We start from the raw sequence: 14,560 nt of genomic DNA on the forward strand, positions 1-14,560 counted from the left end.
CAGGGCGGGAGAGGCATGGAGGTTATCTTGTGAAACAGAATGAAAAGGATCAAAATACGCTTCTCTCAAAGCTGACGAATGCCTATCTTGCGATGCTGCTCGGTGTGTATCTGATCTATCCGGGATTGGGGGGCTATCAGAGCATCACTGCACAGAAATGGCAGATGTATCTTGTCTTGACGGGTGCATACATCTTTTTAATGGCGCTGCTTTCGGCAGAGCTGTTCATCGTGGGTGGAAAGAGCATCAAGCTTCTGCGGGAGGGCAAGGAAAGCCTTGGTTTGCCGCAAAAGCTTGTGCTGGGCTATCTGGCAGCAGCCATTGTTTCAACGCTATTGTCTGATTACCGGAGCGTAGCGGTTTGGGGGAGTGGGCGCTGTGAGGGCTTGCTCACGATCACACTGTATTGTTTGAGCTTCCTGCTGGTTTCAATATTTGCCCGTCCGAAACGATGGATGCTTTGGCTTTTTGCTGCGGCGGTCAGTGTGAATTGCATTTTGGCAATGATACAGTTTACTGGCCGCAATCCGCTCCGACTTTACCCTGAGGGTATGAACTATTACGACGCATACACACGGTATTCGGGTGAATTTCTCGGAACGGTAGGAAATGTTGATATACTCTCTGCCGTGTTGAGCCTTTCCATACCGGCTTTTGCAGCAGCTATTTTTCGTATGAAGGGCAGAACACGTTTCCTCTTTTTTGTTCCGCTCGCGCTATCACTTGCTGTATTGGCAAAAGCATTTGTTGCAGGAGGGATCCTTGGCATTTCCGGCGCACTGCTGCTCTCTGTGCCGGTATTACTTAATGGGAAGAGATCAAGAAGGCGTGCATGGCTTATTGTGGCAGGGATACTCTTGACCGCAGTAGTATCCGTGTATTTCCTCGGCGGGAGAATGGGCGGCTTTTTGTATGAGGCCTCTGAACTGATGCATGGACGTTGGAAGGATGACTTTGGCTCCGGGCGTCTGTATATCTGGAGAAATGTCATGGAGCTCGTTCCCGAGCACCCACTTTTCGGCGGCGGACCGGATACGTTGGGCCTGCGCACGGATGCGGCATTTGAACGATACGACGAAACGCTTGGGATCCTGATCCACAGCGCCATTGATACGGCACATAACGAGTACCTCAATATCCTTATCAATCAGGGGTCGTTTGGCTTGCTCACATATGTTGCGATCCTGATGGCTTCTGCGGTCAGATGGCTGACGCTTGCGCGAAAAAATTTAACGGTGGCTGTTTGCGGCTGCGCGGTATTGGGCTACTGCATACAGGCGTTTTTCGGAATCAGTTCTCCCATTTCCGCACCTTACCTTTGGATGATACTTGCCTTATTGAACGCTGATGATGGGCAGTTATATAAGATGAAAGAAAAATTCAGGAGGCGCTTATGAAACGTATCAGGTATCGGCTTGCTTGTTTGAATCTTGCGCTGCTCATGTTGCTTACTGCTGTACCGCCGGTTCGTGCGGCTGAGACGGAGGAGGACGATAGACTTTGCGCAGCCCCAACAGAATGGGCGGGGGTTGGCTCAGAATATCTTATCGCGCTAAGTGTGGCGGAGGAAGCGATCGACAGCGAGAACGCGGGCAACGAAGAGGACGTCCTTGCTCCAATGCTGCTTTCCGCCGCTAATGCGGTGCAGGGATATTATATATCTATCAACGGAACAGCTTTTACCTCAGACCAGACAAGATCCGGAAATGGCTGGTTTTATGACGGAGATGGAGTGCTTGAGCTAAACAACTATAACGGAGGAGCGATCTCCGCAAGTGGTGATCTGACGATCTATTCCACCGGCTCCGTGTCGGTCCTAGGAAGCGACGGAATAAGTTATATTGGTAAGAATGCGGTAACAGTTAGCGGAAATTTGGCTCTTTATATGTTGGGCGGGTCCTTTACCGCAACAGGCGGACGCGGAACAATGCAGGGAGGCTGGGGATTAAACGTTAACGGCATTGCATATCTTGTCAGTCCCTACAACAGGAATAACCCGGTGAAGTTTACTGCGATAGGTGGAAACGCAACGAGCTACGGCGGTGTCGGAATTTGTGCGAACAGCATATTCCTTGACTGCTTAGATGTTAGGCTGCAAGGAGGAGATGGGAATTACCCGCAGCCGGCAATATTCTCTACCGGAAGCTGTGAATTTGGTACGATCAACGCAAGCATCCGGAGCGGAAAGAATGCGGCAGGGGATGCCCCTTATGCGATTCAGTTTGCATTGGATGTTACGGATAAGACTTGGCATTACAATGACAGACGCACATCATGTTACAGGACTAATTCGGAAATCTCGATTTATGTGAAACGAAATAAACTGACATTGAATGGCTCTGGTGGACGGTGGGGCAACAATCCCGCAGTTACCTTGGACGACTATTATCCGAGCAGCTATGCACTCAGAGACTATACCTTTTCCCGCGACGGCCACACGCAAGTGGCTTGGACAGATGCGAGCGGAGACATGGTTCCTTTGATAGCATACTATACGCCTGCAACGAGTACCTCGCTTCGTGCGATGTGGGAGGAAACCGAGGCCGGAGATATTCTGCTCAACGGTGTGTGGGATACATTTGACGATGGAAAATATTGGCGGAAAACCAGCGGTCAGTCTGTGACGCTGCCGGAAACGCTTACTTATAGGGATGCGCAAGAAGCGCTGATCGGGTGGCACACGGACGTGGTGATCGGCACCGATGAAAACCATGTTTTGGGAAAGAACAGCGTGTGGTATGCGCCGGGAGATAGCGTACAGCCGAACTTCTATGGTCCGGTCGTTCTCTATGCGGAAGAAAAATCAGCCGTTGCTGCCTATGCCCTTTACCACACGACAAAGGGGCAGACGGCAACGGGCAGTGACCTGATTGTTCAGGCTGCGTCCCCCAGCGATTTAAAGGCGATCGAGGGAGAAGACTATATCGACGCACCTGCGGGCTACCGCTTTGCGGGCTGGGCGACACAGGAGCAGGGAGTGGTCGTCTATGAGACAGGAACCATGCTTCCGGTGACAATGGGCAGTGCGCTGGAGCTGTATGCGGTATGGCAGCTGCTGGGAGTTTGTCACAGCGGCAAAGGTGTCAACGCATGGGTAGACAGCGCAGCAAAAACGATTCGGTTAGAGCCACAGAGCGAGTGGTACAGCAAGCAGGGAAAAGCGGTGTATTTTATTGGCGCGGCTTACGATGAGAACGGGCAGATGATGAGCTGCACAGTCTCGTCAAAGGCGGAGCTTGAGGAGACAGGCTTTGTCGAAATGAAATATGCCGGAGCTGTCCCTGCGGCAATACGGCTGTTTGCGCTTGATGCGGATTATCAGCCTGCCGGAGAGGCGGCGGAGGTCAGAATGAGGGAATAAACCACATCGGCAAGCGCTTTGCCGGTATCCTTAGTTGAGATCACATTGCAAGAATAATCTGGAGGGAAGAACATGAAAAACAAGCAGACAAATCGCAGACTCCTTTCTCTGCTGCTGTCGCTGTGCCTAATGCTTTCGCTGGTGACGCCGGCGATGGCGACCGGCGAGGAGACGGCAGGACAGGAAACAGGGCAGACAACCGCCTGCCCGACCGAGATCAAGGCGGTCGAGACAACGCTGACGGCTACGAAGCTGCCGGAGGGCAGCACGCTGCCTAAGACCATCACACTGGTGACGCCCAACGTTATCAATGTGGATAAACGCCCACAAATCCATATGGAGATCAGCGGCCTGCCGGCTGGCAAGCAGTTTTTGCTGGTATTGGGTGAAAAAATATTGTACACCAGTTGGGTCAATGGCTGCTATTTTTACGACTGGTCCTACGGCAACAGCCTTGAAACAGGAAGTGGGAGCTTTACCGTGAAGGTACAGGACAGCCAATATTCGGAAAAAAACACGGTGGTCTATGAGATGTCCGAAGGCGAAAGCATTCCGATCTATCTGGCCACGGAGGAAAAATTCCCTGCGCCCACTTTCGCACAGCTGACGCAGGAACGGGAAAAAGCATCCGTTGAGCAGCTGAATGTGCAGGCGTGGCTCAACCTGCCAGTAGGGACGCTCAGCGAATATAACAAGTCTGACCTGACCATGAAGCTGTTTGACCAGAGCGGTGCGCTTTGCGGCGTCAGCCGCAGTGGGCAGTTCTATGGTGATCAGAGAAGTATGACTGATGCGCGCTATGCTTTTTTCAAAACAGATCATTATTATAAAACAAGCTATGAAAGTGCCTATGCGCAGGTCTACCTTGGAAAGCCGCTGGATGCAGGAAACTACACCGCTGCGGTGTACAATGGAGACCGGGAGATCGCCCGCTTGGAAAATGCCGTAACGGTGTATGACTGTCCGTTGGTTTCGGCTTCCGGAAACAGCGGGATCGCTGCCAATACAGTCGGCGCGACGACGGCCTACATTCAGGTCGGTCTGGTCGGCGGGAATCCGTCGGACTTTGGCGTAAAGGTTTACACGAAGAATGGAAACTGTATCGGCACCTCGAACGAGTATCGTGTGGAAAAAACCTCGAGCTCGGATGTTCGTGTTTCTTACATCGTGCCGCTGACCGAAGCGTTGAAGGGGGAAAATTACCGCGTGGAGGTCTTTTCTGAAAAAACGTTTGAGTATAAGCGCGAGCCGGGGACACTATATGTAAGCGACAGAGCTTTAGAGGATGCCTGCTTTGCCAGCCACTTCTATGCAAACGTGGTGCTGCGCTCGTCCGGCTTTGACCCGCAGGAGATCTATCCGGTCCAGCTGAAAGGAAACAGCGGGGACACCGTGCTTGCGGAAACGACCGCCTCTCCCGACGAGAACGGCGTTTGGGAGATTGAGTTCCGCGGCACGGACGGCCAGCCGTATCCCATTGAAGCGAACGGAGGATATCGTGTTGTCGTGACTGCAAAACGCGAGTACGGCGGGGAACAGAAGTATGAAAAATATCTTTACAACCGTAATGTGGAGCAGATCACGTCGAGCATGGCTCTGATGAGCATGGCCGGCGAGGGGAACAATGAGGAAACGCCGACTGCGGACGAAACACTGCCACTGACCTATCAGCGCGCAAGTATTAACGCTGCTGTTTATGACGGCGTGCTGCGGGTGTGGCTCAACGGACTCAGCGAGACAGATTATGCCGCGCTGACAAAAAAAGCGTGGCAAGATCTTTTCAAGCTTCGTTTGACTGATATGACAGGGGCGGAAACGTTGACCCTTTCGCTGAACACGCAGAAGAGCGAGGCAAATAATAGAAACAGAAATTTTCAGTTCTATTTCGATGCCTCGCAGCTGCCGAAGGGCTGCTATGGCGGCGCAGAGCTGCTTTTTGACGGCAAGCTCGTGACAGACGCAAATGGAAGCGGCGTGTTTGCGGCGAATCAGTACATAATTCAAAATTCCGGCCTGCCGAATGTTCATCCTTCAAACGTCGGCCTGCCTGATCGCGCGGTCAGATATACTACGAGCCTGTATGCCTATAACGTCGGCAGGGAGTCGTTGACATTACAGCTTTTTACAGCAGCAAACAGGACGGCAGCGGCGGATGCGTCGATCACGCTTGATCCGGGAAGCGGCTATGAGATCACGGCGGATGATTTGTCTGCTGTCAACCGCTATCTGCGCTATAGCGTGAACGCCGCGTTGACCAGCGGACCGGTCGGCAACGCCAGCGATTACATTTATCTGGCCCCATCCGCGTTTTGGAATCAAAGCAATGAAAGCTGTACGGTCAAGGTCGACAGCAGCGTGGAGCATGGTACGCTGACGCTTCTCGCGCCCGAGGAGATGACGGAGGATGAGAAATATCCCTCCTATACAGAGCTTTATGTGCTCGCTGAGCCGGCGGAGGGCTACCGCCTCAAGGCGAACTCGGTCCGCATCCTTACGGGGACGGAGAGCTATCCCCTCTATGGCCGCGGCTTCCCGGTGCTGGAGGACTGCACCGTGACGGCAGAGTTCGAGAAGATCCCCGAGAGCACCTATACGGTCACGGTGAAAGCGGCGGATTATGAGGGCACTGCGATCGCGGACAAAGCGCGTGCCGCGGCGGGCAAAACCGTCACAATCACGGCCGTTCCGGCGGAGGGCTACGCGGCGGTGGATATGTATGAGCACAATACCTACTACAAGTATTCAGATGCGAACGGCAATACCGTGACGAAAGCATTGACGAAAAATGCCGACGGTACGCTTTCGTTCGTCATGCCGAACGCTGCTGTAGAGGTGCATGTGCGCTTCCGTCAATACGACTATGTGAGAATAACCTCAAGTGTCTATGGCCTTGGCAGCGATTACGACCTTGGAAACTCGATCACGGCGACCGATGCAGCCGGGAATCCCGTAATGGAGAAATGGAGAGCGGTGAAGGAAAATCAGGATATTTTCCTGTATGTGCCGCAGACCATGACGGGAAGATTCGGAACCTATACGCTGAACGAGACGGGGTCGTATCTGTCCTATAACAATAAAGAAACAAACGAGGACGTTAAGATCTGGCTTGCTGACCTGACGCGGGAGGAGGGAAAGGAGGATACCTATCGCTTTACCCTGCCGTATGCGAACGCGGTGGACTTCTATATCAGTTATTCTGAGCAGAAGAGCTATCAGGTCACAGTGGATGCAGTCGCAAACGGCACGCTGACGCTCGACCGCACCAGCGGCCTCTATTATCCCGGAGAGACCGTTACCGTGACGGCGGCGCCGGCCAGCAACTACTACGCTTCGGCAGTTTATGCACGAGTGGAGGAGACCGGTACAGATCTGACGGCTACCCAAAACGCAAACGGCACATGGTCCTTTGTGATGCCCGACTCGGTAGTCAAGGTTTGGGGTACCTTTAAGAACCGCACGCCGGAGTCCAAAATGCTCACGCTGCTGGTCGAGGGCGGAACGTATGGCTCGCTGCGGGACGAGGGGGAGATGGGCGGCCTTCGCGGCGGTTCAACGGCAGTCGGCAGCGAAGTCAAGTTTAAGGTCAAGGTGAATGACGGCGCGAAGCTCGTTCAGCTGGTGTGTATAGAGGATGGCTCCGGCGCGGAGGTCACGCTTACCTGCGACGCAAACGACGTCTACAGCTTCATCATGCCCAACAGCGATGTGACGCTCAAGGCGGTCTTCGCTCCGGAATCCACTGGCGGCGAGGGAAGCGAGATAAAGGACGCGGTCGGCCTTGCTGCGGCGCTCGGCGGCAAGGCGGAGCTGGTGGACAGCGTTACGGTGCGGCTTACCGCTGATGTGACGCTGACCGAGCCGCTGCGCATCACCGGCGGAACGATCAGGCTCCTGCTGGACAGATACTATATCTACTATGATAACGGCACCGAGGCGGCGATCGTGGTGGATGGTGCAAACGCCGATTTCACCATTGACGGCGTGAGCAGAAGCTCCCAAGACACAGTTGAATGGACCAATGGCATCCGAGGGGAGAGCGGCGGTGCGCTGGACGTGCGCAGCGGCAAGCTGACCGTGCTCGGCGGCGGCTATTACGGCGGCGTGCATATCCGCGCGGGCGCAAGCGCTGTAATCCAAAGCGGCACACCCGCCAGTGAAATGATGGCAGCAATGGCAGCATACGAAGCAGAGCCGACCATCGTCTCGGGCTTCACGACGCCTGCGCTGCGCATTGAGGAAGATGGTACGGCGGATATCCGCAATGCGTATTTCTTCTTCGACGGGGATAACTGCATTATGACCCTGCCGGATGGCAAGACGCTGGCGGACTACACAGAGGCGGGTGCAAACATTCTTGCCTATATTCGCGAAGAGGACGGAACGCCAACGCAGATCTCGACGGACTATACCAAAGCAAGCGTCATCGCAGTCGGCGTGGAGGGCTATTCTGTGACCGCTGCACCGACCGAGGGTACGGTATGGGCCCTCAAAGTAAGTGAACTGCCTGCGGGCGTCACCTTTGCCATTCCCGTCACGGCAGAGACAGGCTATACGATCAAGGATGTGTGGTACACGACTGCGGCATCCAGCGGCAGTTCATCCGGCGGCAGCGGCACGGTTGTGGAAAGCACAACTGGCGGTACTACGGAAAGCAGTACATCCGGCGGCAGCTCGTCCGGCGGTGGCGCGGCCTCCGATGGCGGCAGGGTATGGTATGAGGAATACAATGGCAGATGGTATCTGAATATGCCGGCAGTGCCCATCACCCTCCACGCGAAGGTGGAGAAGCTTTCGGAGAGCACCTTTAAGGTCGAATTCCTCGATGATAACGGACAGCTGATCATCAGTCAGACGGTTGCCGCGGGCGGCAGCGTGACTGCGCCGGACGCACCTGTGAGGGATGGCTACACCTTTATCGGTTGGAAGGACAGCACAGGCACGATGGTGTCCGACTTTACCAATATCACGGCGGATATGACTCTGACGGCGGTCTACAAGGCAAAGCAAATGACCGTTACACTCTTCCTCGACGGCGGCAGCTTCACCGATACGAAATATCAAACGGAATACAGCGTCCAATACGGTGAGGAGTTTGTTGATCTGCCTCCTGAAAATGCGTTGACGCGCGAGGGCTATACCTTTGACGGTTGGTACGGCGACATCCACTATGAAAAGCAGTTTACATCCGAATCAAAGATATACAAAAGTCTCATCCTGTATGCCAAGTGGAGAGCGATCCCCGCGTCCTATGTGGTCGACAGCGTGTATGATGCGGAGAAGATTCAAGAATGGAACATTTGGACGAGCACGGAAAGCACCGGCCGTGCAGCGGCGGGCAGCGAGGTCACCTTTAAATTTGTAGCCAAGGCTGGCTTTGTCTGCACCGAACTGCGGTGCGTGGGAACAAGCGGCCGGGTATACACCATAGAACTGGGCCTTTCCGATTACCATTACGAGAGTGGAGAAGGACTGCGCACCTACAAGGGATACTTCACTATGCCGGAGGAGGACATCACCCTAACACCGGTGTGCGTGAGCGCTCATGGTACAATTACTGTGAAGCTCAGCGAAGGCAACATTACTTATGTGAGTGCCGCAGGAAGCGAACCGTGGCAGACGGATTACTGGACGAACGGAAATTCGTCGGCTTCCGGTACTAATACGGTATCGTTCTCGTATTTGACCAATGGCACCTATCTGATCAGCGGTACGACGACAAGCGGATATTCCTTTGAGAAGGTCGTCACGCTGACGGAGAATGATCCTACGCAGACGGTCACCATCACGCCCGAGGAAACCTATACCGTCACCGGCACGCTGACCAATGTACCGACCGACGGTGTTTGGCTGGAGGTTTACAGAGAAAACGGCGGCTGTGTTGCCAGCCAATGGGTGAAGAACAGTGACTTTAAGTTCGGCATTCCTGCCGGTCCCTATACACTGCGCGCGTTTGGCAAGCAGGAGTATCCGGTCCGCATCGGGACGGATGGCGCGACTGAATTTACCGTTAGCGAAGGAGGTAATAATGTTATTACCGCGGAGCTGGTGCGTCTGCCCAGTGTGAAGGTAACGATCAGCGCGGAACAACAGATCGGAAAGTATGCTTATCTGCTGCTGGAGCAGAAGAACGGCGATTCGTGGCAGTACATTTCCTCCACCATTTGTGCCAGCGCGGACGGTACGGTGGTGTGGCTGGAGGATGTGATTCCTGCAACTGGTACTTATCGGCTGCAGCTCACTGACCTCTCCAGAGGCTACTACAGCGGCTATGAGAGCTTTGTGACTGATGTGGAGCTGTTCGAAGTCACAGAAAATGCTGCAACAACTATCGAGAAAACATTGAGCTACTCGCTGCCTGCGGAAACGGCGAAGAGTTTGACCGGCAGCGTGACGATCGACCGCACGGAGGTCTATGGCGGTGAGCTGGTCGATCTGGCGATCCGCTGGACGTCTGAAAGCGGAGTGGCTGTCCAGCCCACCTTTACGCTGACCCTGCCGTCGGGCGTGACGCTTGCGAACAGTGCTCAGAACAGTGCTCAGACGACCAATTTGAAGCCCGAGAAGGAAGCGACAGAAGGTGTTTTCCATGTGACGCTGCGCGTGGATAAAAACGCAGCCGGCGCATTGCGTATTCCGGTGCAGGCAACGCTGGGCGATGAAACAGCCCTGTTCGGTACAGCGAATCTTTCCGTTGCCAAGCTGATGCTCACAGCGCCTGTGCAAGTAGGAGCGAGCGAGAAGGTCACGGTTTATGGCGAAGCCGCTGAGGGCGAGCTGGTCACGATCCGAAATGCGGATACCGGCACGATCCTTGCCGTGGTGCAGGCGAAGGGACGCTACTATTCTGCGAAACTCGCGCTTACGGGATCGGCTGCGCTGGTGGCGGAGACTACCGACGGGACCGTGCGCTCCGCACAGGTAACGGTCGAGGTGGTCAACGATCCCATCGCGGTCGGTGGAGTGACCTATGGAACCTATGGCGAGAAAGCGGCGTATAATGAGCGCCTGAATGCATATACCTTCTGGCAGTATGTCGATTTGTATATGATGGGCGGTGATCTGCCGGTCAGTGTTTCTTTCAGCGGAAGCGGTATCCAAAGCGTAGAACTGAGCTTCTGCGGCCTGACGCAGACGGCGTCGCAGTCCTCTGACGGTGCGTGGACGACGGCCTTCAAAGGGGGAACGTGGGGCGCCTCCGGCTTGAAATATCTGACGGCTGATGTGAGGACGACCAACGATGAAACGCTGCATTTCGTTGTGGCGGTGGTCAACCTGCTCATCGATCCGAGCGGCGTTGTGACGGACACGAACTGCAACCCGCTCGCAGGCGTGACAGTGTACTGCCAGGTCCTGAAGGAGGACGGTCAGTGGGTGAATTTTGACGCGGAGAACTATGGTCAGGTCAACCCGCAGGTCACGGACGAGGATGGTCGCTACGGCTGGATGGTGCCGGAGGGAAAGTACCGCATTCTCGCAAGCAAGGAGGGCTATCAGACCTATGACTCGCTGAAAGATTTGAAGTTCAGCTCAAGCGACGGTGTGACGACCATTGTGATCCCGCCGGTCCGCACGGATATCAACTTCAGCATGACACCGGACACCAGCAAGTCCTACACAATTTTCCCGACTGTGGTCGAAAACGCGACGATCTACTGCAATCAGAGCAGTGCGGCGGCCGGCGAAATCGTTACACTGACAGCGAGTGCGGCGAGCGGCTATATGCTCGAGGCAATTCGCGTCACCGGTGTAGACAGCGGAAGGAGCTATGCGGTAAGCAGCAATAGCAATGGCAGCTACAGCTTCACCATGCCGGCAGAGCGCGTGAGCTACAGTGCGACGCTGGCAGAAGCTCCCACCGAGGTGAGTGTGACAGCCAACGGTGACATCAAGGTCAGCGGCTTGAAAACGCAGGACATCAAGCTCATTGCGGCGTTCTACGCTGCAGACGGCAGAATGATCGCGGTCACCATGCCGCCGCTGAAAGTGAACGGCACAGAGGCCACGGCGGCTGTCCAAATGCAGAACGGAGCGAAGCTGCGTGTGTTCCTGCTCAACAGCGAGACAAACGCGCCTTTGGCGCAATGCGCATCTTTGGATCAGACAACGACCTGAGCAAAAACAGCACACCCCAAATCGCTCCGCACCGCGGACCGCTTAAGCGGTCCGCGGTGCGGAAGCATCCATCTTCAATCTTTTTCAAAATCCCAGAATGGGACCGATAACCTTTGAAATTTTTCGGAAAGCGTTTGACGGTTGATTGCCTGTGGGGCCAACATGAGATGGGCTTTCTGTTTATGAAATAGAATTGCAGTACCTTTTCCGTATTAAAACCGCTCTTCAAGGAGGAAAAAACAATGAACACGACACGCTGCCAGACGCTTACAAGGCTTCTGCTCAGCTGCCTGCTGCTGGTGCTGCTGACGGTCACGGTGTCCGCAGTGGATACCGTGGCCTCTGGCACCTGTGGCGCGGAGGGGGACAACCTCACATGGTCGCTGGACAGCGACGGCGTGCTGACCATCAGCGGCAGCGGTGCGATATCGGATTATGAACGTGGCAAGACGCCTTGGAGCGGCCTTTGCGGGGACATCAAGAATGTAATTGTCGGCGAGGGAGTGACAAGGGTAGGAAACAATGCGTTCTACGACTGTAGAGAGATCACGGCGGTTTCGCTGCCGGACAGCCTGCAAAGCTTGGGGAACGCGGCGTTCGGCTGGTGCTATAACTTGAAAAGCATCGAGCTCCCGCAGGGATTGCAGTCGATAGGGATAAGCGCATTTTACTGGAACAGAGCAATACCGGAGATCACCATTCCTGCTTCTGTGAAAGAGATCGGAGCAGGAGCCTTTGCCCGCTGTGTTGCAGTGGAGATGATCCATGTTGAAAAGGACAATGCGGTTTATTGCGATATAGATGGTGTGCTTTTCGACAAAGCAGGCACAACGCTCGTCCAATATCCGGCGGGACGGGCAGGAGCCTATCAAATCCCAAGCGGTGTGACCGGCAGCGTGCAGAGAGAGGAATTTGCCTGCGCCGGAAAGCTGACAGAGCTGACGATCCCCGCAAGTATGCAGAAAATAGGGGACTTTAGCTTTTGCGGCCAACTGAAGAGCATTCTTGTCGAGAATGGAAATCCAAGCTACAAAAGCGTGGACGGTGTGCTTTTCTCCGCGGATGGGAAAATGTTGGTTGCCTATCCGCCGGCAAAGAGAGACACGGCCTATACCATTCCAAGCGGTGTGGAGCAAATTGAAGACTGTGCATTTCATTCTGCACAGGTGACGCAGATCACGGTGCCGGATAGTGTAACGAAAATTGGGCGAATGGCCTTTGGCTACAGCGATGGACTCAAACAGGTCATTTTTGAGGGCAGCGCACCCCAAATGGGTGAGAGCGTTTTTGAGGGAAAGAGAAGTGTACGCGTCTACTATGCGGCCGGGGCGTCCGGTTGGGAGAGCTATGTCAGAAGTGATTTGCTCGCCTTTGCGGACAAGGCGGACATTCAGCACTACGATGCGGCTGCTTGCTTGCAGAGCATAGGCGTTGAAGAAGCGTCGACCGAAAGCTTTGAACCGCAAATGTCCATGACGCGCAAGCAGGTGTGCAAGTATATTGCGCGGCTGTGCGGCACGGAGAACTACAAGGGCAGTGTCGGCTTTAACGACGTTCCTGCGGATAATGCATTCTATCCATACATTGCCTTCTGCGTCGAAAAAGGGTATATGCGCGGTACGGATGATGGAATTTTTAGCCCGGACGATAACGTTACGATTTATCAGTTTGCGAAGATCCTGCTTCTCGTTTTAGGTTACGATGAACAGGCGGAGGGTTTGAATGGACAAGACTGGATGATCAAAACCATAAAGCTTGCCGACAAACTCGGACTGTTTCACGGTGTGAGCACGTCATACAGCGATGTCTTGTCGAAGGACGATATGTGCCAAATGCTTTATTCGGCTCTGTTTGTGAAGACAGTGGGCTATTACAGCAATGGGGAGCGTTATGAGGGCGATATTCCGCTCAATAAAAATGATTATGACGTTCACGGTATGGCCTGGTGCGGCAGCAAGACACCGGTGCTCCAAGAGCCACTTGCTGTGAGCAGCTTTGATCTGTTTGGAAGCCGGAATACGGGCTCACGATATGGCGAAACGCCCCTCTGTGACTTGGTGGTGGATGGCCTATATTGGTATGCGAACACCGTGCTGGGTCAGAATGTGGATATTGCCATCCTGAATGGTGGAGGCGTTCGTACAGATATTCCGTCTGGAGCGATCACTAAGGATATGCTCACACAGGTGATGCCATTCGGCAATACAGTCGGGATTTTCAAGGTGACCGGAGAACAACTCCTTGAAGCCATGGAGGCAGCCTGTCAAAAGCTGCCGAGTGGGACATCTGCACTTCTGCATGTGGCGGGGATGCGTTATGCGGTTCATTCCGACATACCCTTTCAGAGCACGGGAGAGTATCTGTGCAGTATCTCCTACGAGCCGTATTATAAACCAGCGTCTATTGGCAGACGCGTGGAGATTTTCAGTATAGGAGGAAAGACATTTTCAACAACGGATACATATACGATTGCAGCCAATAGTTACTTGATGGAAGGCGGAGATGCATATTATACTTTTGCAGAGGGAACCGACAGAATAGAAAGCTCGACGACCTTGGTGGACGCTACCGCGCTCTACCTGAGCAATGGCCTAAACGGAGTTGTGCCGCAGAAGTACAGAAAGACAGACGGCAGAGTAACGGTCGTTCGCAGCTGCGATGCCGTACTTACGGCGGAGTCTCAGATCTCCGGCCCGCAGGACATCCCGAGCACGGCCTTCCAAATCGAAAACGTTTGTGAGGGTCAGCAGGAATATGTTTTGATTGCCTCGTACTATTCTGACGCGCAGCAGCAGATCGCAGTTGAAGTAAGAGAAACCGGCCCGTTGTCTCAAGGCAATGTCCAAACGCTGCGGTTGAACGGCTGCGAGGGCGCTGCCTGTGCAAAGCTGTATGTTGTACATAAGAATGACCTTACCCCTGCCTGCGCGGCGATGCAGTATGAAGATGAAGCCACTTCGTATACGTTTGTGATTGTACCATTGGTATAGAAGCGGGCGGCGTCCATTCTGTATAGCGAACGGCGTAGAGATATAGTCGGTTAATTTGAGACTAATTTACCACGGTGTGTTTTGGATTAGAAATGGA

The 14,560-nt window shown here is 54.1% G+C and carries 4 protein-coding genes; all 4 read left to right on the top strand.

What is annotated here, in order from left to right; translation table 11 throughout:
- Window positions 1–29 precede the first annotated feature (29 nt).
- Window positions 30–1,397, top strand: coding sequence for an O-antigen ligase family protein (locus KQI17_RS13825; protein ID WP_216494186.1), 1,368 nt, complete (start codon window positions 30–32; stop codon window positions 1,395–1,397).
- The gene (locus KQI17_RS00040; protein WP_216494187.1) at window positions 1,394–3,361 is read left to right on the top strand and encodes a hypothetical protein; all 1,968 of its coding nucleotides are present in this window, start codon (window positions 1,394–1,396) and stop codon (window positions 3,359–3,361) included. The genes KQI17_RS13825 and KQI17_RS00040 overlap by 4 nt, the downstream gene beginning before the upstream one ends.
- 72 nt (window positions 3,362–3,433) lie before the next feature.
- Window positions 3,434–11,473: an InlB B-repeat-containing protein gene (locus KQI17_RS00045; RefSeq protein WP_216494188.1), complete on the top strand. Its 8,040-nt coding sequence runs from the start codon at window positions 3,434–3,436 to the stop codon at window positions 11,471–11,473.
- Between the two features lie 242 nt (window positions 11,474–11,715).
- Window positions 11,716–14,463, top strand: a complete 2,748-nt coding sequence (locus tag KQI17_RS00050; protein ID WP_216494189.1) for a leucine-rich repeat protein — start codon at window positions 11,716–11,718, stop codon at window positions 14,461–14,463.
- The last annotated feature ends 97 nt before the right edge of the window (window positions 14,464–14,560 follow it).

The sequence above is a fragment of the Oscillibacter sp. MSJ-31 genome (genome assembly GCF_018918025.1).
Classification (GTDB): domain Bacteria; phylum Bacillota; class Clostridia; order Oscillospirales; family Oscillospiraceae; genus Hominicoprocola.